Here is a 21387-nt window from a genome sequence, read left to right on the forward strand (position 1 = left end):
ACTCAGATTGTATACCATCTTACAGTAGACCAGAAGACAATTTTGAGCGAGTCTATGAGCCTTCATTTGCGCAAGACACATATATTGTCGGAATCGACCCTGATCGAAGGCGGCAAGCCGGCCGAACGCCCCCTCAAGCTCTTTGCCGCCGCCGCCGTCCTCAAAAATCCCTGGGCCGGCCGCGGCTTCGTTGAAGATCTCAAGCCTGAAATTCTGGACATTGCTCCCCGTCTGGGTGAACTCCTCACCGGCATGATGCTCGAACTCGCCGGCTCCGGCGAGGCCATCGAAGGCTATGGCAAGGCCGCCGTCGTCGGCACCGATGGCGAGATCGAGCATGCTTCCGCCCTCATCCACACGCTGCGTTTCGGCAATCACTACCGCAAGGCGGTCGGCGCCAAGAGCTATCTCGCTTTCACCAATATACGCGGGCCCGCCAATGCGCCGGTGATGATCCCCCTGATGCACAAGGCCGATGAGGGCATGCGCTCGCATTACCTCACCATCCATTTCGCCATTCCCGATGCGCCGGCGCATGACGAGATTCTGGTGGCGCTTGGCGGCTCGATCGGCGGGCGCCCGCATCACCGCATCGGCAACCGCTATGAGGATCTGCGTGAGCTCGGCGGCACGAATGTCTGATCCGGCCGCAAAGCGCGGCGGACAGGAGACGATGCTCCCGCGCGAGAAAGCGGGCGGCACCTCCTATGTGCGGCTGGGCCAAGGCGAGCCCATCGTCTTCATCCATGGTGTAGGCCTCAATGCCGATGCCTGGCATCCCCAGATCGAGGCCTTCGCGTCGACCCATCAGGTCATTGCGCTCGATATGGCGGGCCATGGTGGCAGCGCCTTGCCGGCGGAAGATGCGGGCCTTTCCGCCTATGTCGAGCAGCTGCGCCGGCTTCTCGACGATCTTGGGATCCCTGCCGCCACCATTGTCGGCCATTCGATGGGCGGGCTCGTCGCATTGGGCTTTGCCCTCGCGCATCCCGATCGCACTTTGCGTGTCGCGGTCCTCAATTCCGTCTATGAGCGCGATCCCGCCAGCCGGAAAGCTGTCGAGATGCGGGCGCGCGAGATCGCGATGAGCAGTGGCGCGGTCAATGCCGATGGCCCGCTCAAGCGCTGGTTCGGCGATGGCGGTGAGAACGGCGCCACGATCAACCAGGTGCGGCAATGGCTGACCTCGGTCGATCCCAGGGGCTATGCGGCCGCCTACCGGATTTTCGCCACGAGTGATGATGCCTTTTCGGGCCGCCTCGGCGAACTCGCCATGCCGGCGCTCTTCGCCACCGGATCGCTCGATCCCAATTCGACGCCTTCCATGTCGCGCGCCATGGCGAAGGCGGCACCTCGCGGCGAAGCGCTGATCCTCGAGGGCCAGCGCCATATGATGAATCTGGTGGATCCCGACGCGGTCAACCGGGCGCTGCGGGCATTCCTTGCGCAATCCGTCACCCGCATCGACCCGCGCGATCTGCGCACCGCCTTCGGCAGTTTTATGACCGGCGTCACCATCGTGACCACCATCGATGCCGATGGAGCGCCGCGCGGCTTCACCGCCAATTCCTTCACTTCCGTCTCGCTCGATCCGCCATTGCTTCTCGTCTGCATCGCCAGGGCGGCATCGAGCTGCGCCACCTTCACGGCCGCCCGGGGCTTCGCCGTGAATATCCTGGCCGAGAGCCAAAAGGACATATCGGGCGTCTTCGCCTCGAAGCGCGCCGACAAATTCTCCGCCGTTGCCTGGCACGCCGCGACCTCGGGCAATCCGCTGATCGACGGCGCCGTCGCCTGGTTCGATTGCGCGCGCGCCGATGTCATCGATGCCGGCGATCATGTCATCCTCATGGGCGCCATTCGAGGCTTCGCCCATAGCGATGCCAATCCGCTGGGCTATGCGAGAGGGGGCTATGTTGCGCTCGGTCTCGAGCAGGCGGCGGTGAATGCCGCGGCCCATGGCGGGCGCACGGTGGTGGGCGCCATCCTCGAAAGCGAAGGCAGGCTGGTGCTGATGCCAGGTCCCGACGGCAAGAGCCTCATCCTGCCGGAGGCCGGCCGCATTGGTGCCAGCGGCAGCGTCTCGGCGCTCAAATCAGCCCTTCTCGGCAGCGGCATCGAGGCCTCGCTCGGCTTCCTGTTTGCCGTCTTCGAGAATCCCTCGACCCGCATCCAGTCCATCTATTACCGCGGCGATGCCGTGCTCACGCGCGAAGGCCCCGCGGTGCTGGTCGAGTTCGACGCCATTCCCTGGGACCGGCTTCCCGATGAGGCGACGCGCATCATGCTGAAGCGCTTTGTCGAGGAGCGGCGTCAAGGCCGTTTCAAGATCTATTCCGGCGACCATGAGCAGGGTGAAGTGAGGGCGGTGGACTGACGATGAAACTCTCTCTTTTCGTACATATGGAACGGCTCAACGCGGCCCAAAGCCATGAAGAGCTCTATCGCGAATTCATCGAGCTCTGCGAGATGGCCGATGCCGGCGGCCTGCATGCCATCTGGACCGGTGAGCATCATGGCATGGATTTCACCATCGCCCCCAATCCCTTCATCAATATCGCCGATCTGGCGCGGCGCACGAAGACCGTCCGTCTCGGCACCGGCACGGTGGTGGCGCCGTTCTGGCATCCGCTTAAGCTCGCCGGCGAAGCGGCGATGACCGACATCATCTCGGGCGGCCGCCTCGATATCGGCATTGCGCGCGGCGCCTATAGTTTCGAATATCAGCGACTCGCCGGCGGCATGGATGCCATGACGGCGGGCTCGCATCTGCGCGAGATGGTTCCGGCGCTGAAGGGCCTGTGGGCCGGCGACTATGCGCATCAGGGCAAGCACTGGGCCTTCCCCTCGACCACCTCTTCGCCCAAGCCCGTGCAGAAGCCGCATCCGCCGATCTGGGTCGCGGCGCGCGATCCCTCATCGCATGATTTCGCCCTTGCCCATGGCTGCAATGTCCAGGTGACGCCGCTGCATCAGGGCGATGAGGAAGTGAAGACGCTGATCGGGCGCTTCAATGACGCCTGTGCCGCGCATCCGGAAACGCCGCGCCCGAAGATCATGCTGCTGATGCATGGTTTCGTGGGCGCTGATGCAGCCGACTGCCGCAAGGCCGCCGAGGATCTGCGTCGCTTCTACGGCTACTTCATGGCCTGGTTCAAGAATGAGCGCCCCATCCGCCAGGCGCTGATCGAGGAGCTGAGCGAGGCGGATCTCGCGGCGATGCCGCAATATGCGGTCGATAACATGCTCAAAGCTACCGTGACCGGCACGCCCGATCAGGTCGTCGCGCGCCTCAAGGCCTATGAGGCGCTGGGCTATGACGAATTCAGCCTGTGGATCGATTCCGGCATGACGACGGAGCGCAAGAAGCAGTCGCTCAGGCGTTTCATCGATCACGTGCTTCCGGCTTTCGGCTAGAGCGATGCGCAAGTTCCAGCACTATATCGATGGCCGCTTCGAGGAGGGACCTGCGTCTTTCGAAAGCCGCAATCCTGCGACCGGGGAAGTCTGGGCGCTTATGCCCGACGCAGGCCGTGACGGCACCGACCGGGCGGTGAAGGCGGCCCATCGCGCCTTCACCGATCCGGCCTGGGCGGATCTCACCGCGACTCAACGCGGCAAGCTGCTTTATCGTCTCGCCGATCTGATCGCCGCCAACGTGCCGGCGCTCGCCGCCATCGAGACGGCCGACACCGGCAAGATCATCCGCGAGACCTCGTCCCAGATCGCCTATGTCGCCGACTATTACCGCTATTATGCAGGCCTTGCCGACAAGATCCAGGGCGCTTACCTGCCGATCGACAAGCCCGGCATGGAAGCCTGGCTCCGGCGCGAGCCCATCGGCGTCGTCGCCGCCATCGTGCCCTGGAACTCGCAGCTCTTCCTCTCGGCGGTGAAGCTCGGGCCGGCGCTGGCGGCGGGCTGCACCATCGTCCTCAAGGCCTCCGAGGAAGCGCCTGGCCCCATGCTCGATTTCGCCAGGCTCATCCACGAGGCGGGCTTTCCGCCGGGCGTCGTCAATATCATCACCGGTTTCGGCGCCGAATGCGGGGCCACGCTCACATCCCATCCGCTCGTCTCGCGCATCGCCTTCACCGGCGGGCCTGAGACGGCGCGCCATGTGCTGCGCAATTCGGCCGCCAATCTCGCCGTCACCAGCCTCGAGCTCGGCGGCAAGTCGCCGATCGTCGTCTTCAGCGACGCCGATATCGACAGCGCCGCCAATGCCGTGGTGGCCGGCATCTTCGCCGCCACCGGCCAGTCCTGCGTGGCAGGCTCACGGCTTCTGGTGCAACGCGATCTCAAGGACAGGTTCCTGGAGATCCTCGCCCGCAAGGCCGGTCAGATCCGCATCGGCGATCCGCAGCAGAAGGAAACCGAGCTTGGTCCGCTGGCCACCGAACGCCAGCGCGACAGGATCGAAAAGATCGTGGCTGCCAGCGTCACCGCCGGCGCGAGATTGATCACCGGCGGCAAGCGGCCTGACGGTTTTGACCGCGGCTTCTATTATCTCCCGACCATCCTTGACTGCACGGGCGTGAATTCGCCTTCGGTCGATGAGGAACTGTTCGGGCCGGTGCTCTCCGTCCTCGCTTTCGATGATGAAGACGAGGCGCTTCGCCTCGCCAATGCGACGCCTTACGGGCTCGCTTCCGGTGTCTTCACCCGCGACCTGGCACGCGCCCATCGCCTGGTGAGGAAGATCCGCGCCGGCATCGTCTGGGTGAACACCTATCGCGCCATTTCGCCCATCGTGCCCTTCGGCGGCTATGGCCTGTCGGGCTTCGGCCGCGAAGGCGGCCTCGACTCCATCCTCGATTACACCCGCACCAAATCGGTGTGGCTGAAGACGACGGATGATCCCTTCCCCGATCCTTTCGTGATGCGATGAGGATCTGGCGAGCAAGAGAATAAAAACAGCAACATCCAAGGAGGATTACCCGTGTTCAAGAAACTGTCCATTGCCTTAGCCTTCACCATGGCGACGTCTTTCGCCGCTTATGCCGATGATCTCGTCTTCACGAGCTGGGGCGGCACCACCCAGGACGCGCAGAAGGAAGCCTGGGCCGATCCCTATACGAAAGCCTCGGGCATCAATGTGCTGCAGGACGGGCCCACCGACTATGGCAAGCTCAAGGCCATGGTCGACAGCGGCAATGTCTCCTGGGACGTCGTCGATGTCGAATATGATTTCGCCATTGCCGCCGCCAAGGCGGGCCTGCTCGAGCCGATCGATTTCGCCATTGTCGACAAGAAAGAGATCGATCCGCGCTTCGTGACCGACCATGCGGTCGGCAGCTTCTATTATTCCTTCGTGCTCGGCTACAACAAGGATGTTCTGAAGGAGGAGCCCAAATCCTGGGCCGATCTGTTCGACACGGCGAAATTCGCCGGCAAGCGGACATTCTATAAATGGTCGGCGCCGGGCGTGCTCGAGATCGCCCTTCTTGCCGATGGCGTCGCGCCCGACAAGCTCTATCCGCTCGATCTCGACCGCGCTTTCGCCAAGCTCGACACGATCAAGAAGGACATCATCTGGTGGGGCGGCGGCGCTGAATCGCAGCAGTTCCTCGCCTCCGGCGAAGCGCCGCTCGGCATGTTCTGGAACGGCCGCATCTTCGCGATCCAGCAGACCGGCGGCAATGTCGCCGCATCCTGGAACCAGAACCTGACCGCCGCCGATGTTCTCGTCGTGCCGAAGGGTGCCAGGAACAAGGAAGCGGCGATGAAGTTCTTGGCGACCGCGACCAGCGCCGATGGCCAGGCGGTGCTCGCCACCAGGAGCGGCTATGCGCCGATCAATATCAACGCCAAGACCCGGATGGATGCGGCCGTCGTCGCATCGCTGCCCGACGCCCATAGCGAAGGCCAGATCAATCTCGACATGGGCTACTGGGCCCAGCATCGCGATGAGATCGCCAAGCGCTGGTATGACTGGCAGGCCAAGTGACAACGGACGCCGGCGGGCGGTTCTGCCGCCTGCCGGCTTCTTGAGGTGACCTGAGCTATGGTGACCGCGACAGCCGATATCAGGGAGCCATTCCGCTGGACGGGCATGGGTTACGCCGTCCCGGCCCTTTTGCTGCTCGCCTTCTTCTTCGTGTTGCCGGTCCTGGCGCTGCTGTTGCGCAGCATTACCGAGCCCGAGCTTGGTCTGCAGAATTATGCCGAGCTCTTCGCCACCTCGACCTATGCCCGCGTGCTGTTCAACACCTTCCTGGTGGCGGGCGTCGTGACACTGTTCTCGCTGCTGCTCGGCTTTCCGGTCGCCTGGCTCCTCGCCATCATGCCGCAGCGCTGGGCCAGGATCGTCTTCGCCGTCATTCTCCTGTCGATGTGGACCAATCTCCTCGCCCGCACCTATGCCTGGATGGTGCTGCTGCAGCGCACCGGCGTCATCAACAAGATGCTGATGGCGACGGGCCTCGTCTCCGAGCCCTTGCCGCTGGTCAACAACCTGACCGGCGTCACCATCGGCATGGTCTATATCATGCTGCCCTTCATCATCCTGCCTTTGCATGCGACCTTGCGCGCCATCGATCCGGCGATATTGAACGCCGCCGCTCTGTGCGGCGCCGGGCGCTGGCAGATTTTCCGCCGTGTGCTGGTGCCGCTCTCGGCGCCAGGGGCCGCTGCCGGCGCGCTCATGGTCTTCGTGATGTCGCTCGGCTATTTCGTGACGCCGTCGCTCTTGGGCGGCACGGCCAATATGATGCTGGCCGGCATGATCGCGCAGCTCATCCAGTCGCTGCTCAACTGGGGCCTGGGCGGCGCCGCCGCCTTCATCCTGCTCACCGTCACGCTCGCCATCTATGCCCTGCAGCTGCGCTATTTCAGCGGCGCCGCCGGCACGGCCGGAGGACGCTGAGATGCTTCTGTCCTATGACCGACTGGGCGGCCTGCGCTTCGGACTATGGGCGATCACCATCGCCATCTGCCTTTTCCTGCTGCTCCCCGTTCTGTTCATTGCAGCACTCTCCTTCGGCTCCTCGCAATGGCTGGTCTTCCCGCCGCCGGCCTGGACCTGGCGCTGGTACGGCGAGCTCTTCGCCGATCCGCGCTGGCTCGCCGCTGCCTGGACGAGCCTCAAGGTCGGCGCGCTGGTGACGATCTGCTCCGTCGTGCTCGGCCTCCTCGCGAGCTTCGCCCTGGTGCGCGGAAAATTTCCCGGCCGCCTGTGGCTCAAGGCACTGTTCCTGACACCCATGGTCCTCCCCGTCGTCGTCTTCGCGGTGGCGCTCTATGCGCTGTTCCTGCGCATCGGCTTGAGCGGCACGCTCATCGGCTTCGTCATCGCCCATACGATCCTGGCTTTTCCCTTCGCCGTGATCTCGATCACCAACGCGCTCGAGACCTTCGACAAGTCGATCGAGGACGCGGCCATCCTGTGCGGCGCCTCGCCCTGGCTCGCCAAATGGAAGGTGACCTTGCCGGCGATCCGCCTCGGCCTGTTTTCCGCAGCCCTCTTCTCCTTCCTGATTTCCTGGGACGAGGTCGTGGTGGCGATCTTCATGGCGAGCCCGACCTTGCAGACACTGCCGGTGCGCATCTGGGGCGCCCTGCGCCAGGACCTGACGCCGGTGATCGCCGCCGCCTCCACCATCCTCGTCGTGCTCACCCTCATCTTGATGGCCGTTGCCGGCCTTGTCCGGAAGGTCTTTGCCAAATGACCGACAGCTTCCTCACCATCAGCGGCTTCCGCAAGACCTTCGGCAGCATCGTCGCCGTGGAGGACGTGTCGCTCAATATCCCGAAGGGCGAGTTCCTGACCTTTCTCGGGCCTTCGGGCTCGGGCAAGAGCACGACGCTTTATGCCGTGGCCGGCTTCGATGATCCTTCCGCCGGTGACATCTCGATCGATGGCCGCTCGATCCTCGCCACGCCGCCGCATAAGCGCAATATCGGCATGGTCTTCCAGCGCTATACGCTCTTCCCGCATCTGCCGGTTGGCGAGAATATTGCCTTCCCCTTGCGCGTACGCGGGCATTCGGCTGCGGATATTGCAAAGACGGTCAAGGCCATGCTGTCGCTGGTGCGGCTCGAAGGCTTCGAAGACCGCCTGCCGGCGCAGCTTTCGGGCGGTCAGCAGCAGCGCGTGGCGCTGGCGCGCGCGCTTGCCTATGACCCGCCGGTGCTCCTCATGGATGAGCCACTGTCCGCCCTCGACAAGAAATTGCGCGAGGAGATCCAGGTCGAGATCCGCCGCATCCACCAGGAGACCGGCGTCACCATCCTCTATGTGACGCATGACCAGGAAGAAGCCTTGCGCCTGTCGGACCGCATCGCCGTCTTCAATCACGGCCGCATCGAGCAGGTGGGATCAGGCGAGGATCTCTATGCCAGACCGGCGACGCGCTTCGTCGCGGGTTTCATCGGCGATTCGAATTTCCTCAAAGTGCGCGAAGTCGAACGCCGCGGCAGTGCCGCGAGCGCCATTCTGCCGGATGGCACGCGCATCGAGAATATTCCCGCTCATGCCGGCAATGGCCATGCCGCAACGCCTGAGCTGATGGTGCGCCCGCAGTCGCTCAAATTCGTGCAGGGCTCGGGCGCCGGCCTCGCGGTCAAGGTCAAGGACGTGACCTTTCTCGGCGACACATCGAGCGTGCTGCTCGAAACCGGCTGGGGCCAGGAAATCTGGCTGCGCGGCGCCGGATCGGCGGTGAAGACGAACGCGCTTTCCGGCCCCCTCCATGTCGAATGGAACCCGGCCGACAGCCATCTGTTCTGCTGACCACCCATTCCGTCATCCCGGCGAACGCCGGGACTCCCTGAACAAGCGCATGTGGACAGCGGTGCCCGCACGGGTGGAGTTTATTGGATCCCGGCTTGCGCCGGGATGACGTATCAGCCCAGATACTCCTTCAGGATAGAAGCGCCGAGCGTATATTTGGGATCGACCATATTGCCGACCCGCACGCGGCCCGCCTGGGTGAGCAGGAAATAGGCCTCGTCCCGCTCGAAGCCGTAATCGCTCACCAGCCAGGTGATGAGCTCGCGATAGGCGATGCGCGCCGCGTCTTCCATCGGCCGCGTGCTGCCGATGGTCATGATGAATTTCTCGTTCTCGAGCCTTGGCCAGGCGATCTGCCAGTTCTTGATGAGATCGACCTGCACTGTCGTGGTCGAGGGAATCTCGACCGCGACACCGCACAATTCGCCGTCGCCCTGCGTGCCATGGCAGTCGCCGAGATGGAGATAGGCCTCCTTGTGATGCACCGGGAAATAGACGACGGCGCCCGGGCAGACATCGGGCAGGTCCATATTGCCGCCCCAGTAATCGGGCTGCAGCGAGGTGACGGCCTCGATCTCCGGGCTCACGCCCAGCGTGCCGATGAAGGGCTCATAGGGCAGCGTGATCGTCTTGCTGAATTTGATGCCTGATTCCGTCACTTCCATTTTCTTCACCCGCTCCGGCAGGGGTGCGTTGAGGAGCGCCGTATTGCCGGTGGCGACGAGCCCGCCGAATTCCGGGATGAGCGCCGTCGTGCCGACGGGCTGCGGCCCGCGGGGCTTGATCGAATGAATATGGACGCAGAGCACATCGCCCTTCTCGGCGCCTTTGACGGCGATCGGCCCGTTCTGCGGATTGACGAAGGGCAGGTTCAGCACCTTGGTCGGCAGGTCTTTCTCGGTCCTGATGGCGCCCTCGAAAGCATCCTGTGTCTCGGCGACGACAATGTCGCCCGGCTCGATGGTCAGCACCGGCTTGGCATAGGCGCCATAGACATACTGGTACTTGCCCTGCTTCTCGACGGTGAGCTCGTGGGTCTTCCCCGCTTTGCCGCGCGCGACACCTTTGCGCGCCATATAGCTCGTGCCCAGCCAGTCAGCCATGAATTCCTCCTGCGCCTGCTTTGGCAGGAAAGTTAGCGGCTGGAATAGCCGCCGTCGATGGCAATCGCCTGGCCCGTCATGAAGGCCGACAGGTCGGATGCGAGATAGACGGCAAGCTCGCCCATCTCTTCGAGCTTGCCGGCGCGCGGTATGGCATGCATGAGCCTTTTCGCCGCCAGCGCCGCTTCCGGGTCTTTCTCCGCCTGCGCCACTTCGATGGCGAGCGGCGTCTCCACATAGCCCGGACAAATGGCATTCACTCTGATACCGTGGGTTGCGAAATCGAGCGCCATCGCCTTGACCATGCCGATCACACCGGCCTTGGCGCCGCAATAGGCCACGCGCTCGGCATGGCCGACGAGTCCATAGGTCGAGGAGATGATGATGACCGAGGCCGTCTTGGCCGCGAGGAGCTGCGGCGCCGCATAGCGCACCGCGAGGAAGGCGGGCCTCAGCGTATGATCCATGATGCGCTGGAATTCTTGTGGGTCGGCATCGAAGATCGAGGTGCGCCCGCCCGCTCCGGCGCTCACCACCAGCGTATCGATGCCGGTGAGGAAGGTATCTGCCGCGGCCGTGACACGTACGACATCCTCTGGCCTTGTCGCATCGCCGGAGGCTGTGGAGGCGCGGCCGATCTTCGAAAGCCGTGCTGCCGCCTCATCGAGGATATTGGCGCGCCGGCCCGACAGGAACAGGTTCGCCCCTTCGCGCGCCATGGCTTCGGCAATGGCGAAGCCGATGCCGGTGCCGCCGCCATAGATGAGCGCCCGCTTGCCCATGAGACGCCCACCCATGTCAGCGGATCTCGAAATGGAGGATGGATGCCGCTTCGATCGCCTTCCAGTCGATGGCGATGCCGAGGCCCTGTCCGTTCGGCGCATGCACATAGCCTTGCTTGTCGGTGCGGATGACGTCATGCGATCCATATTCGAAAGCGGGATAGGGCACCGGCTGCTCGAAATAGGTGCAGTTGTCGAAGGCCAGCATGACATGGAGATTGGCCGCCTGGGTCAGCGTATAGCCCCAGCACTGGATCTCGACATCCATGCCCAGAGCTTCGGCGAGCCCCATCACCTTGCGGATCGGCGTGATGCCGCCGCAGATCGTGGCATCGACCCGAAGCGCGCTCCAGGCGCCGGCCCTGGCGCCCTGCAGCAGCATTTGCAGGTCGGTCCAGGTATTGCCGGCGGCAATGACGGGCACCGTGCTCTGCCGCCTGATCTCGCGATAACCTTCGATATCTGTGTCGACCAATGGCGCCTCGAACCAGCGGAAGCCGAGATCGCTCAAAGTCCGCGCCGCGCGGGTCGCGCTGTGTAGATCATAGCGCTGCTCGACATCGAGCATCAGAGCGAGATCGCGGCCCTCGAAATGCTTTCTGACCGCCGCGCACATTGGCAGGTCGCGCTCGGGCTGGCACCAGCAATGGAACTTGACCGCCTTGAAGCCCTCTTCGTGCCGTTCGCCGACATAATCGATATAGGCCTGGTTGTCGGCGAGCAAAGGCGTCGAGGCATAGGACAGGATCTTGTCGCGCGCCCCGCCCAGGAGCTGATAGAGCGGCAGATTGGCATGGCGCGCCGCCATGTCCCACAGCGCGATATCGATCAGCGAATGGGCCTGCGGCACCATCGGCGTGCCGAGATTGCGCATCTGCTTCCACAATATCTCGCGCTCCCCCGGATGCCGCCCGATCACGTCGGGCAGCACATGGCGCAGCGTCTCGCCGACGGCGCGGTCGAAACTGTGCGGCGTGATCATCGCCCCACCCGCAATGCCCTGAAGCCCGCTCGCCGCGGTGAGCCTGAGAATGATATTGGCCATATATTGGCCGCTCATGCCCTCCGCCCATGTATAGCGCTCGACATCGGGGCCCACGACGAAGACTTCCGCTCTCTCTATTCTGTGCTCTTTCATGCTTCTTCTCTCTTGCTGACGGATGCTGCCCCCTCGCCATGCCAGCCGAGATGGCTCAGGAAATCGCGCGTCCTGGCGACCCGGGCATTGGTGAAGATCTCCTGGGGCGCGCCTTCCTCGATGACGCGGCCCTTGTCGAAGACGGCGACGCGGTCGGCGACGCGGCGCGCGAAATCCATCTCATGGGTGACGACCAGCATGGTCATGCCTTCATCGGCCAGCGTCTTCATGACGCTTAAGACCTCGCCGATCGTCTCGGGATCGAGCGCCGAGGTCGGCTCGTCGAACAGCATGAGCGCCGGCTCCATGGCGAGCGCGCGGGCAATGGCGACGCGCTGCTGCTGGCCGCCGGACAAGGCGGAAGGATAGGACAGGGCCTTGTCGGAAAGGCCGACCTTGGCGAGGAGCTTTTTCGCCCGCTCATCCGCCGCGGCGTGGCCGAGCTTCAGAACCGTTGTCGGCCCGATGGTGATGTTGCGCAGGACGGTGAGATGCGGGAACAGTTCGAAATTCTGGAACACCATGCCCATGCGCTGGCGCACCAGGCGCACCGAGCTTTCCGTGCTTTTGACCTCATGGCCGTCGAAGCGGATGCGGCCTTCATCCACGGGATCGAGCGCATTGGCGCAGCGCAGAAGCGTCGACTTGCCGGAGCCGGAAGGCCCGATCAGGCAGACGACCTCGCCGCGCCTGAGCGTCAGGCTGACGCCGTCGAGCGCGGTCAGATCGCCATAGCGCTTGACCACGCTCTCGAAGATGAGAATCGGATCGTCGGTCATTCGGCAACCTTGAAACGGTGGTGGATCCAGTCGACGAGCTTGGCCTGCGGATAGCCCATCAGCCAGTAGAGCGCCGCCATGGCGGTGAGCACTTCCAGGATGCGATAGGTCTCGGCGCGGATTTGCAGCGATACGTAGGAGAGCTCGGCGACCGCGATGATCGAGACGAGCGATGTGTCCTTGAACAGCGACACCCAGGTCGAGGCCAGCGCCGGCAGCACCCGCATCAGCGCCTGCGGCGCCACGATGCGCAGGAAGACATTGGCCGGCGTCATGCCGAGCGCATAGGCGGCATTCCATTGTCCCTGCCGGATCGACACGATACCGGACCGGAAGGTCTCCGAGTTGAAGGCCGAGATGTTGCAGACGAGGCCCGTGACCGCGGTGGCGATTTGCGACAGTTGCACGTCGAAATAGGCTGGCAGCACATAATAGACCCAGTAGATCTGCAGGATGAGCGGCGTGGCGCGGAAGAATTCGACGAAGCCGGTGGCGGCCATGGCGAGCGCGCGGATCCTGGAAAGCCGCAGCAGCGCCAGCACCAGCCCGCCCGGAATGGCGAGCAGCATGGTGACGCAGGCAAGCCAGATCGTCATCCAGGCGCCTTCGAGGAGGCGCGGCAGGCTCGACCAGACGATGGACCAGTCGAAGCTCATGACGAGCCCAGATGCGCCAGGCGGCGATAGAGGCGGTCGACGCCGCGCGCCATCGGATAGCACAGGATGAAATAGCATAGCATCGCGGCGGTATAGAGCTCGAAGGGGCGGAAGGTCTTGCCGGCGACGATCTGCGTCTGGCGCAGCAATTCCGGCACCGCGATGACGGAGGCGATGGCGCTGTCCTTGATGGCGATGACGCAGAGCGAGCCGAGCGCCGGCAGCATGCGGATGACCGCTTGCGGCAGGATGATGGTGCGGATCGCCTGGAACGGGCTCATGCCGAGGGCGAGGGCCGCCTGCATCTGGTTGCGGCGCACCGAAGTGAGTCCGGCGCGGATCGTTTCCGAGACATAGGCGCCGAGATGCAGGCCGAGTCCGACAATGCCCGCCGTCACCGCATTGATCGAATGGCCGATGACCAGCGGGAAGGCGAAGAAGGTCCACACCAGGATCACGAGCAGCGGAATGGCGCGCATGCTGTCGACATAGAAGCCGAGCACGATATTGGCGAAGCGCCCGCCATAGGTCCTGAGCGCGCCGACGATCACGCCGATGGCGAAGCCGAGCAGCGTCGAAAGCGCGCTGACCAGGATCGTCATCATCAGCGCCTTGAGCAGGAACGGCCAGCTCTGCAGGATGGGTTGGATATTGATGTCCATGATGGATTACCCTCGCCCTGCAAGCGTAGCGCAGCGGGGAGAGGGAAGGGGCCCGCCGCGCAGCGGCGGGAAGGGTGAGGGGCACTCGTGCAACATCGCACTTCCTCTCATGTCTGGCTTTTCCATACCAAGGCGCAAGACGCCCCTCACCCTCCCATTGCTGCGCAATGGGTCCCTCCCTCTCCCCTCTTCGAGGGGCGAGGGCAGCTACCCCCCGCTCTTGAGCAGCTTGATCTCCTCGGCGGTGACCTGGTCCTTCATCTCGTCATAGACGGCCTGCAGCCAGGCATGGAAGACCGGATCCTTCTTGTCGACCGCGAGGCCGACATCGGTCGCCATTTCCTTGCTCTGCAGGCAGTCATCGCCGGCAGGGAAGGAGACGAGGCCGGGTACCTGCTTGTTCAAAGCGGGCCAGGCGACATTGTCGATGGTGGCGATGTCGGCGCGCTTCGCCAGGATTTCCTCGACCGGCGCATTGGCGCCCGAGCCCGCCACGCCTTTGAGCGTGATCTTGGGGAAGCGGGTCGGCGCCCAGGTCTCGGGCGGCGTGCCGGTGAAATAGACCATGGTCAGGTCATCGCGGTTGAGATCGTCGACCGTCTTCAGGTCCTTGAGCTTGGCATTGTCGGCAAGCCCGAACATGCACAGGCTCGAGCGCGAATAGACGACGAAGTTCACCACTTCCTGGCGCTTCGGCGTCACCGCCAAAGGCGCGATCGAGATGTCGGCCTCGCCGGTGGCGAGGATCGGCACCTTGGTCTCATGGCTGACCGGCACCACTTCGAGCTTGACGCCCAGCCGCTTGGCATATTCCTCGGCGAGCAGCCAGGCGGGGCCGGAGAATTGCGGACCGGAGCCTGATGTGTTTTCCGGCAGCCACGGGAATTCGCCGATGGCGGCGACCTTGAGCACGCCGCGCTGCTTGATCGCGTCGATCTTGGCGCTCTGTCCGGCGGCCGGTATGTCGGCGCCGCCGCTGAAGGCGAGGCCGGTTGATCCCACAAGCAGCGTCATGGCGAGCGCCATCCGCCGCGTCATTCGAGCCAAACTCATTTTCATCTCCCTGCAAAGCCCGGCTTCATAGGTGAGCCAGGTCCATCGGCCCCGAGGACCACATTCATCAAACACAACGGTCGAGGTTGGGCTTGACGGTATAATTGTATACAATTAGTTTGAATGCGCAATAGGCAATTGAGAATCGCCGCGTTAAGACGGAAGACATGCGGGAGAAGCTGGACAACCCATGATGGCTGACGGACCGACCCTTCCCTTTGCGCGCTCGCCGAGCTTGGCCGAGCAGGCGGCCGAGGCCATTGTCGGCGGCATTGCCGCCGGCATCTTCAAGCCGGGCGAAAGGCTGGTCGAAGCCCATCTCGCCGCCACCTTGCAGATGAGCCGCGTTCCCTTGCGCGAGGCGCTGAAGATCCTGGAGGCCCAGGGCATCGTGGCGAGCACGCCCCATCGCGGCACCTTCATCCCGGCTTTCGACGACAGGCGCATCGACCAGATCTGCGAGGCGCGCATCGCGCTGGAGAAGATCGCGCTCCGCGATGCGGTCGCGAACCGCAAGGAGCTGCCGGCGCTGCTCGGCCGGCTCGATGCCATCATCGCGACTATGGAGCAGGCGGCGGCGCGTCTCGCCTGGATGGATGTCAGCAAGGCCGATCTCGCTTTCCACCGCGCCATTTGCGAGGCCTCCGGAAACGCCATCGTTCAGACCCTGTGGGAGTCGCTGGCGCGCCATGTGCTCATCGTCTTCGGCCAGGAGATCCGCGACGAGAAGGATGCGCTGGTGATGGGCCCGCATCACCGCCGCTTGCGCGACCTGATCGCCGCGGGCGACATTGCTGCGCTCACGGCCGAGATACCCGGGCACATATTGCGCCTGCGCGGGCGCTGATCCTCTTCGCCACATTACGAATTGTATGGCGGCGGACATTGTTGGGCGCGCAGCTATCTCGCCATCACGGTGGCCCAGTCGAGATCGAAGCGGGCCAGATATTTGCGCAGGCGGTCGGCGTCGTTGCCGCTCGTCTTCTCCCGGCGCGACGCTGCGAACAGCCGGCGCCCGGCGGCACTGAGCGAGGCGCTGTCGCGGCATATGGCGATGACGGTTGCCAGCTGGCTCTGGTCGAAGAGGTCGATCCGCGCTAGGCGCTCATCGGAGAAGACCCCGTTCAGAATATCCGTCGCCGCATCGCGCCGCCCGCCGGACCACAGGGCCTTGAGCCGCTCGATCTCCTCGCCGACCGTCGCCTCGTCGATGCGGCCCTTGGGCGCCAGTGTCGCCATGCGGGTGATCGAGGCGGACAGGTCGCGGAAATTGGCGCTCCATTTCGCATCGGGCGATGTCGCGAAATGAGTGAAGCGCAGACGCGCCTCCTTGTTGAAGGTGATCTTGGCGCCGTCGTCGCGCGCCTGCCGGTCGAGCTCGAAATCGATATTGGGCTCGATATCTTCCGGCCGGTCGCGCAAAGCGGGCAGTGCGAAGGTCCACAGATTCAGGCGCGCCAGCAGGTCCTCGCGGAAATGCCCTGAGCGCACCGCCTCATTGAGGTCGCGATTGGTTCCGGCGACGAGCTGGAAGTCGCTCGCCGTTTCCTTGTCGGCGCCGACGGCCAGGAAACGCTTCTCCTCGATGGCGCGCAGGATCATCGCCTGCTCGTCGGGGCCGAGCTCGCCGATCTCATCGAGAAACAGGAGCCCGCCATCGGCGGATTTGAGCAGGCCCGACCGTGCCGCCTGGGCGCCGGTGAAGGCGCCTTTGACATGGCCGAAGAGCGAGGACATCGCCGTGTCGCCCCGCAAGGTGGCGCAGTTCACATCGACAAACGGTCCCTCGATCTGGTGGCGTGTCTTCTTGAGCTCATAGATGCGCCGCGCCAGTTGCGATTTGCCCGCACCCGTCGGCCCCATCAGCAGGAAAGGCGCCTTCGAATTGATGGCCACCTGCTCGATGCGGTCGATCATGCGGTTGAAGGCCGGGTTGCGCGTGGCGATGCCCGATTTGAGGAAGGAGGCGGCATCGCGCTGCTCGGCCCTGAAGCGCGTGGCGATGCGGTCATAGCGCGACAGGTCGAGATCGATGATGCGCATCGGGCTGGTCAGGTCGCCGCGCGCCTTCTTGGGCGGCGAGAGCTGCAGCAGCTTGGCCGGCACATGGCGCGTCTCGGCGAGCAGGAACCAGCAGATCTGCGCCACATGCGTGCCGGTGGTGATGTTGACGAAATAGTTCTCGCTCTCGGTGTCGAAGCTGCGCCCGCGCGCAAAGTCATGCAGCGCGCCATAGACTTCCTCGAAATCCCAAGGGTCCTTCAGATTGATGATGACGGAGGCGACCTTCGTCTCGGGCGAGACCTGGTTGATGTCCTGGATCAGCCGCCGCGCCAGGCTGGCCGAGCGGTCGTCATGGATGAGCTCCAGGCGGTCGACGATGAAGTCGTCCTGCTGGCACACGGCAATGGTCGGCCGCCAGCGCTCCCAGCGTGTATCCCATTTCCCGACATCCAGAGTCGTGCCGAGAAAGCCGATGACGACATTCGCTTTGGTCATCAGAGATTTATATTATAAGATAAGATTATATCCAATAGAATTGGAGCGTATGTTCAGCTGGACTGCGCTACAAGCCGCATCTAGAATAAATAACCTATGTAAATCAGTATATTGGGTAAAAATCAGATATCGCGCCGTCATCTGGCACGCGCGCTGCAAAGGAAGTCTTCGTCAACAGAAGGACGAAGAGCAATGGCAAACAAATCCGTGTTTGCATCGACGATCGGAAGGCTGCTTCCGCGTGCGAATGCCTGGAACCATGAGAAGGCTCCGGCCTATGGTCTTGTGCCGCGTGCTGCGCTGGCGCAACTGGCCGCGACCGGGACTTTCAACCGGACCTTCTATGCTGAGCCGCGGGAGCAGCTCGATCTGGTGCTGAAGCTGGCGCTGCAGGTGGATTCCGCCTTCATCGCCAGGACGGCGATCTATGCGCGCGAAAAGGGCCATATGAAGGATATGCCGGCGGCCTTGCTGGCGATCCTTGCCACGCTCGATACCGGTGATTTCGCCAAGGCGTTTCCGCGTGTGATCGTGAATGGCCGCATGCTGCGCAACTTCGTGCAGGTCATCCGCTCGGGCGCCATCGGTCGCAAGTCCTTCGGCTCCCGGCCCAAGCGTATGATTCTCGCCTGGCTGGCTCAGGCCTCGGATGAGGATATCCTGCGCGCGAGCATCGGCAACGATCCCTCGCTCGCCGATATCATCCGCATGGTTCACCCGAAGCCCGCCTCGAAGGCGCGCGAAGCGCTCTATGGCTATGTGATCGGTCGTCCCTATGACGCCGCCGCATTGCCGCAGATCGTGAAGGATCTTGAAGCCTTCAAGCGCGATCCCTCGCTGCCGGTGCCCAACGTGCCGTTCCAGTTTTTGACCGCGCTTCCGCTGACGCAGAAGCAGTGGGCGGAAGTGGCCCGGACGGCGTCCTGGCAGACTTTGCGCCAGGGGCTCAACACCTTCGCGCGCCACGGCGTGTTCGGTATTGCCGGCATGTCGGAGCACGTGGCTGAGCGCCTCGCCGATGCCAAAGCGATCGCCCGCGCCAAGGTCTTCCCCTATCAGCTGCTGGCGGCCTATGCCGCCTCGGCCGGGGAAGTGCCGAAGCCGGTCCGCAACGCCTTGCAGGATGCGATGGAAATCGCCATCGGCAATGTGCCGGAGCTCGATAAGCGGATCGTGATCTGCCCGGACGTTTCGGGCTCGATGACGTCGCCCGCGACGGGATACCGCAAGGGGGCTTCGAGCGTTGTGCGCTGCATCGACGTCGCGGCTTTGGTGGCTGCTTCGTTCCTGCGCCGCAACGCCCGGGTCGAGCTGCTGCCCTTCGAGCAGGATGTGATCGATATCGATCTCAATCCGCGCGATACGGTGCTGACCAATGCCAGGAAGCTGGCCAAGATCGGCGGCGGCGGAACCAACTGCTCGGCGCCGCTGGTGCGGTTGGCGCGCGAGAAGGCGAAGGTCGATCTCGTCATCTTCGTTTCTGATAACGAATCCTGGGTGGATGCATCCGGGGGTGGCGCTACCGGAACGGCGACGATGAAGGCATGGGAGAAGGTGAAGCGGGTGAACCCGCAAGCCAAGCTCGTCTGCATCGACATCCAGCCCAACACGACGACGCAGGCGGTCGAGCGTGAGGACATCCTGAATATCGGAGGTTTCTCCGATACGGTGTTCGAGATGATCGCCGCCTTCGCCGAGAACCGGCTGGGTGCTGATCACTGGATCGGTGAGATCGAGAAGATCGCGCTATAACGACAAGGGACCACGGGGCGGCGCCTCGTGGTCCAGCGAAATGGGTGAATGCGGACAGGAATACAGTGGCACCGGGGGGTCGAATCCCCAGTTCTTGTCCTCTCTTGTCACCGCCGCGGGGCGAATGCCTGCGGGACTACAGGGTAGAGCGCCTGCCGGCAATGGCAGGAGGTCGGAGGTTCGTTTCCTCCCGCCGGTGAAAGCCGGTAGTAGCTCAGGAAACGTCTCGCATAAACTTGCCGCCTGGCGGATATGATTGAAAGGAACAGGCCCTTACGAATGCCGATGGAACTACAGGCTGTAAACCCCGGGTCGCGGGTTCGAATCCCGTCAAGTCCACCATCTATGGGCTTGTAGCTCAGCGGTAGAGCAGGAAATGTTTCATCACCTTCTTGTCGTAAGGACCTTCATTGGTAAGTAAAGAAAATGGAAAAGAACATCACTCGGCTCAGCAAGTTTCTAAGCTACATTCTGCGCCACGCACCGGATGAGATCGGTCTCGTCTTGGGCGAGGGCGGCTGGGTTTCGACCAGTGAGCTCATCGCCAAAGCGGGTGCGCATGGACATCAGCTCACGCCGGAAATCCTCCGCGAAATCGTGGCGAGCAATGACAAAAAGCGCTTCACCTTGTCGCCGGATGGAGAGCGGATCAGGGCGGCGCAGGGCCATTCAGTGGCTGTTAGCCTCGATCTGGCGCCGGTCACGCCGCCCAGCCAACTCTTTCATGGCACGGCGGCGAAGGTGCTGGACAAGATCCTGGCTGAGGGCCTCAAGCCGCAAACGCGCCAGCATGTCCATCTCTCGCTCGATAGGGAGACGGCGCGCAAAGTGGGCATGCGGCATGGCAAGCCGGTCATCCTGCTCGTCGCGGCGGATCGGATGCATCATGATGGACTGCATTTCTACAAAGCCGACAATGGCGTCTGGCTGACCAGCCATGTGGCGCCGCATTATTTGACTGTGAAGGATTGAAGACGATGGCTCATGGCTACGAAGTTCTGACCGAGCCGGCATCGCATGAGCATGCCGCGCCCATCAAGATGTGGACCAAGGGTGTTCCGGTCGATGAGCCGTCGAAGCAGCAGCTTCTCAACACCGCCAGCATGCCCTTCATCTATAAGTGGCTGGCGGTGATGCCGGATGTGCATTTCGGCAAGGGCTCGACCATTGGCTCGGTGATCCCGACGATCGGCGCCATCATCCCGGCGGCCGTCGGCGTCGATATCGGTTGCGGCATGATGGCGGTGCGCACCTCGCTCGTGGCTGCCGATCTCCCGGACACGCTCGCTCCCTTGCGCTCGGCGATCGAGCGCGTGGTGCCGCATGGCCGCACCGTGAGCCGCGGCAGCCGCGACAAGGGTTCGTGGCATGATCTGCCACAAGCGACGTCGGAAGCCTGGGCCGGCCTTGAGACAGGCTTCGCCCAGATCGTCGCCAAGCATCCGAAGCTCGCCAAGGCCAATACGGCGGTGCATCTCGGCACCCTCGGCACCGGCAACCATTTCCTCGAGATCTGCCTCGATCAGGCGGACCGCGTGTGGTTCATGCTGCATTCGGGCTCGCGCGGCGTCGGCAACCAGATCGGCTCCTATTTCATCGAGAAGGCGAAGGAGGACATGCGGCGCTGGTACATCAACCTGCCCGATGCCGACCTCGCTTATTTCCCGGAAGGCACCGAGAACTTCGATGACTATGTCGAGGCGGTGGAATGGGCGCAGCATTTCGCCATGACCAACCGTCAGGTGATGATGCAGCATGCCATCGACGCGGCGCGCCAGGTGATCGAGAAGCCTTTCGAGGCGCATCTCGAGGCGGTGAACTGCCACCACAACTATGTGGCGCGCGAGCATCACTTCGGCAAGAACGTGCTCGTCACCCGCAAGGGTGCCGTGCATGCGGGCGAAGGCGTCATGGGCATCATCCCGGGCTCGATGGGGGCCAAGTCCTTCATCGTGCGGGGCCGCGGCAACATCGAAAGCTTCTGCTCCTGCTCGCATGGGGCGGGGCGCGTGATGTCGCGCGCCGAGGCGAAGCGCCGCTTCACCATCGCCGATCATGTCGCCGACACGGCCGGCATCGAATGCCGCAAGGACGAGGATGTGATCGATGAGACGCCCAAGGCCTATAAGGATATCGATGCCGTGATGCTGGCGCAGGCCGATCTTGTCGAGATCGTCCATACGCTGCGCCAGGTCATATGCGTAAAGGGATAGTCAGGATAGTAATATC

General features: G+C 63.4%; 20 protein-coding genes. 12 read left to right on the plus strand and 8 right to left on the minus strand.

The window, feature by feature from the left end; genetic code table 11:
- Positions 1 to 54 precede the first annotated feature (54 nt).
- The 8 genes from DT068_RS03680 to DT068_RS03715 all read left to right on the plus strand — a co-directional run bounded on the left by DT068_RS03680 (position 55) and on the right by DT068_RS03715 (position 8734).
- Entirely contained in the window at positions 55 to 642 is a 588-nt protein-coding gene (locus DT068_RS03680) for an amino acid synthesis family protein (RefSeq protein WP_119388434.1), read from the plus strand.
- Positions 635 to 2377, plus strand: coding sequence for an alpha/beta fold hydrolase (locus DT068_RS03685; protein ID WP_368904408.1), 1743 nt, complete (start codon positions 635 to 637; stop codon positions 2375 to 2377). The genes DT068_RS03680 and DT068_RS03685 overlap by 8 nt, the downstream gene beginning before the upstream one ends.
- Before the next feature lie 2 nt (positions 2378 to 2379).
- Entirely contained in the window at positions 2380 to 3417 is a 1038-nt protein-coding gene (locus DT068_RS03690; RefSeq protein WP_119388435.1) for an LLM class flavin-dependent oxidoreductase, read from the plus strand.
- A 4-nt stretch (positions 3418 to 3421) separates the two neighbouring features.
- Complete coding sequence (locus DT068_RS03695) at positions 3422 to 4891, plus strand: aldehyde dehydrogenase (RefSeq protein WP_119388436.1); 1470 nt, start codon at positions 3422 to 3424, stop codon at positions 4889 to 4891.
- A gap of 87 nt (positions 4892 to 4978) precedes the next feature.
- Positions 4979 to 5950 carry an ABC transporter substrate-binding protein gene (locus DT068_RS03700; protein ID WP_119388799.1) on the plus strand — a complete coding sequence of 324 codons (972 nt, stop codon included), beginning with the start codon at positions 4979 to 4981 and terminating at the stop codon, positions 5948 to 5950.
- 57 nt (positions 5951 to 6007) lie between these two features.
- On the plus strand, positions 6008 to 6868 hold the full coding sequence (locus DT068_RS03705; protein ID WP_119388437.1) for an ABC transporter permease: 861 nt from the start codon (positions 6008 to 6010) through the stop codon (positions 6866 to 6868).
- 1 nt (position 6869) lies between these two features.
- Positions 6870 to 7670, plus strand: a complete 801-nt coding sequence (locus tag DT068_RS03710) for an ABC transporter permease (protein ID WP_119388438.1) — start codon at positions 6870 to 6872, stop codon at positions 7668 to 7670.
- Positions 7667 to 8734, plus strand: coding sequence for an ABC transporter ATP-binding protein (locus DT068_RS03715; RefSeq protein ID WP_119388439.1), 1068 nt, complete (start codon positions 7667 to 7669; stop codon positions 8732 to 8734). Before DT068_RS03710 ends, DT068_RS03715 begins: the two co-directional genes overlap by 4 nt.
- Before the next feature lie 113 nt (positions 8735 to 8847).
- On the opposite strand, the gene DT068_RS03720 is transcribed toward DT068_RS03715, so the two are convergent.
- From DT068_RS03720 to DT068_RS03750, 7 genes are all read right to left on the minus strand, one after another.
- Positions 8848 to 9837, minus strand: coding sequence for an acetamidase/formamidase family protein (locus tag DT068_RS03720; RefSeq protein WP_119388440.1), 990 nt, complete (start codon positions 9835 to 9837; stop codon positions 8848 to 8850).
- Positions 9838 to 9869: 32 nt separating this feature from the next.
- Positions 9870 to 10634: an SDR family NAD(P)-dependent oxidoreductase gene (locus DT068_RS03725; RefSeq protein ID WP_162913990.1), complete on the minus strand. Its 765-nt coding sequence runs from the start codon at positions 10632 to 10634 to the stop codon at positions 9870 to 9872.
- A gap of 1 nt (position 10635) precedes the next feature.
- Positions 10636 to 11757, minus strand: a complete 1122-nt coding sequence (locus tag DT068_RS03730; protein ID WP_119388442.1) for a mandelate racemase/muconate lactonizing enzyme family protein — start codon at positions 11755 to 11757, stop codon at positions 10636 to 10638.
- Entirely contained in the window at positions 11754 to 12536 is a 783-nt protein-coding gene (locus DT068_RS03735; protein WP_119388443.1) for an amino acid ABC transporter ATP-binding protein, read from the minus strand. Before DT068_RS03735 ends, DT068_RS03730 begins: the two co-directional genes overlap by 4 nt.
- On the minus strand, positions 12533 to 13192 hold the full coding sequence (locus DT068_RS03740; protein WP_119388444.1) for an amino acid ABC transporter permease: 660 nt from the start codon (positions 13190 to 13192) through the stop codon (positions 12533 to 12535). Before DT068_RS03740 ends, DT068_RS03735 begins: the two co-directional genes overlap by 4 nt.
- Positions 13189 to 13854, minus strand: coding sequence for an amino acid ABC transporter permease (locus tag DT068_RS03745; RefSeq protein ID WP_119388445.1), 666 nt, complete (start codon positions 13852 to 13854; stop codon positions 13189 to 13191). The genes DT068_RS03740 and DT068_RS03745 overlap by 4 nt, the downstream gene beginning before the upstream one ends.
- A 207-nt stretch (positions 13855 to 14061) precedes the next feature.
- Positions 14062 to 14907 carry a substrate-binding periplasmic protein gene (locus tag DT068_RS03750; RefSeq protein WP_368904409.1) on the minus strand — a complete coding sequence of 282 codons (846 nt, stop codon included), beginning with the start codon at positions 14905 to 14907 and terminating at the stop codon, positions 14062 to 14064.
- 190 nt (positions 14908 to 15097) lie between these two features.
- Between DT068_RS03750 and DT068_RS03755 the strand changes: the two genes are divergently transcribed.
- Complete coding sequence (locus DT068_RS03755; RefSeq protein WP_119388447.1) at positions 15098 to 15754, plus strand: GntR family transcriptional regulator; 657 nt, start codon at positions 15098 to 15100, stop codon at positions 15752 to 15754.
- Positions 15755 to 15807: 53 nt separating this feature from the next.
- Here DT068_RS03755 and rtcR read toward each other — a convergent pair whose 3' ends face one another.
- Complete coding sequence (gene rtcR, locus DT068_RS03760) at positions 15808 to 17406, minus strand: RNA repair transcriptional activator RtcR (protein ID WP_119388448.1); 1599 nt, start codon at positions 17404 to 17406, stop codon at positions 15808 to 15810.
- Positions 17407 to 17598: 192 nt separating this feature from the next.
- Here rtcR and DT068_RS03765 point away from each other — a divergent pair, with 192 nt between their 5' ends.
- From DT068_RS03765 to DT068_RS03780, 3 genes are all read left to right on the plus strand, one after another.
- The gene (locus DT068_RS03765) at positions 17599 to 19158 is read left to right on the plus strand and encodes a vWA domain-containing protein (protein WP_119388449.1); all 1560 of its coding nucleotides are present in this window, start codon (positions 17599 to 17601) and stop codon (positions 19156 to 19158) included.
- Positions 19159 to 19584: 426 nt separating this feature from the next.
- On the plus strand, positions 19585 to 20130 hold the full coding sequence (locus DT068_RS03775) for an RNA 2'-phosphotransferase (protein ID WP_119388450.1): 546 nt from the start codon (positions 19585 to 19587) through the stop codon (positions 20128 to 20130).
- 5 nt (positions 20131 to 20135) lie between these two features.
- On the plus strand, positions 20136 to 21371 hold the full coding sequence (locus tag DT068_RS03780) for an RtcB family protein (RefSeq protein WP_119388451.1): 1236 nt from the start codon (positions 20136 to 20138) through the stop codon (positions 21369 to 21371).
- Positions 21372 to 21387: the final 16 nt, after the last annotated feature.

The sequence above is a fragment of the Taklimakanibacter lacteus genome (assembly GCA_003576695.1).
Lineage (GTDB): Bacteria > Pseudomonadota > Alphaproteobacteria > Rhizobiales > Aestuariivirgaceae > Taklimakanibacter > Taklimakanibacter lacteus.